2 protein-coding genes are annotated in these 1,990 nt (G+C 73.0%); both read left to right on the forward strand.

Features of this window, described 5'->3' with window-relative positions; all coding sequences use genetic code 11:
• On the forward strand, window positions 1-1,201 hold a 1,201-nt coding region (locus tag H5J30_RS29860; protein ID WP_181790483.1), incomplete at its 5' end, for an outer membrane protein assembly factor BamB family protein.
• A 26-nt stretch (window positions 1,202-1,227) separates the two neighbouring features.
• Window positions 1,228-1,990: serine/threonine-protein kinase (locus H5J30_RS29865; protein WP_181790484.1), on the forward strand; the 763-nt coding region annotated here is incomplete at its 3' end.

Raw genomic sequence — 1,990 nt, forward strand, 5'->3', positions numbered from 1 at the left:
GGGGGCGTGGGCGTACCTCCGCGACGACGAGAAGGAGCCGGCGGCCAAGCCCAAGGCGAAGAAGCCGAAGGCGCCGAAGGAGCTGTGGACGCGCCCGGTCGTCGGCGGCGGCGGCGCGTTCAGCCTGGCCACCGGCGGCAACTACGTGCTGCTCCTCACCAGCACGGGCGGCGGGCAGTTCGTGGACGCGCGCAACGGGAAGCTGCGCGGCGTCGACGATCTCGCCTCCCCCCTGCTGGGCATCGTCGGCGACGACTCGGGGTTCTACTCCGTCGGCAGCCGCGACATCTCGGGTGACGGGACGTACGCCGTCTCCACCAGCGACCCGGAGACGGGCGAGCGGGAGGAGCACGTCGTTCTCAAGGGCGCAGAGGTCAAGGGCACGGCCATCGAGGGCTTCGAGAACGACATCATGCTGATGCGCGCGACCGCCCGCTGGGTCACCCGGGTCTACCGCGACAAGAAGACGAAGAAGCGCGTCGTCGAGAAGACGGAGTGGACCCCGCAGTTCGTGGCCGCGGACCTGAAGACCGGCGAGCTGCTGTGGGGCTTCGACAACAAGTCCCCCGACACCGGCCCCTCGTACTCCACGGCCCTGACGAAGAACGAGGCGCTCATCCGCGTCGAGTCCACCCTGACCTGCCTCGACGCGAGGACCGGCGAGGTGCGCTGGACCTGGGAGGCGCCGAAGGCCGACCGCGACGCGCTCGCGGGACTCCAGCAGTTCCCCACCGTCAAGGGACACGTCCTCCTCGGCCTGCGCGACCTGACCGCGCTGAAGCTGTCGGACGGCGAGGTGGGCTGGACGCTCGGCAAGGACCGCGAGGCCCGCGCCGCACTCGGTCCCGACACCCGCCTGTACGGCACGCCCGCGGTCAAGGACGGCAAGGCGTACGTCGTCGAGAACGGCAACGGGCTCATCGCCATCGACGGCGCCAGCGGCGAGGTCGAGTGGGAGGCCAAGGCCGACTGGGCGGGGCCGCAGGCGTTCATCGTCGCGCCCGTGGTCGGCAAGAAGTACGCGTACGTGGGCACCGGCGGGCGCGACTGGGTGCGGGCGGTCGACCTGGAGGAGCACAGGACCGCGTGGTCGTACCGGGGGCCCGAGGACAACGAGCGCCCCATGGTCCTCGAACAGGACGACGCGAAGGTCGTCCTCGTCGTCACCGCCGCCGAAGTGCGCGGGCTCCCCCTTCAGTAGGAACTTCCACCAGGAGCGGTACGTCCATGAAACCCCTCGGCACCGGAGACCCGCTGCGCCTCGGCCCGTACCGCCTCATCGGCGTGCTCGGCGCGGGCGGCATGGGCAAGGTGTACCTCGGCCGCGACTCCTCCGGGCGTCCCGCCGCGATCAAGGTGCTGCGGCCGGAGCTGGCCCACCAGTCCAACCTGGCGCAGCGCTTCGTCCGCGAGGCGCACGCCGCGCAGGCCGTGCAGAGCCCCGGCGTGGCGCGGGTGCTGGCCGCCGAGACGGAGGGCGGACGGCCGTGGATCGCCTGCGAGTTCCTCGCCGGGCCGACCCTCGCCGAGGCCGTCGAGCGGTACGGGCCGCTGGACGGCACGGCGCTGCGGGCGGTCGGCGCGGCGCTGGCGAGCACGCTCACCGACATCCACGCGGCCGGCCTCGTCCACCGCGACGTCAAGCCGCCCAACATCGTGCTCACCGCGACCGGCCCGCGCATCATCGACTTCGGCATCGCCCGCCCCGAGCACGGCCTGACGCTCACCAGCACCGGCGAGGCGCCCGTCACCCCGGGCTACGGGCCGCCGGAGCAGGTGCTCGGGCAGCGCGTGGGCCCGCCGGCGGACGTCTTCGCGCTGGGCGCCGTGCTCACGCTGGCGGCGACGGGGCAGACGGCGTACCAGGGCAGCCATGTGGCGGCCGTGCAGTACGAGGTGGTGCACGGCGAGCCGCGGCTCGAAGGGCTGCCGCCCGATCTGTACCCGCTGATCGCCCCGTGCCTGGCCAAGGACCCCGCGTACCGGCCCA

The sequence above is a fragment of the Streptomyces phytophilus genome, from assembly GCF_013870535.1.
Classification (GTDB): Bacteria; Actinomycetota; Actinomycetes; order Streptomycetales; family Streptomycetaceae; genus Streptomyces; species Streptomyces phytophilus.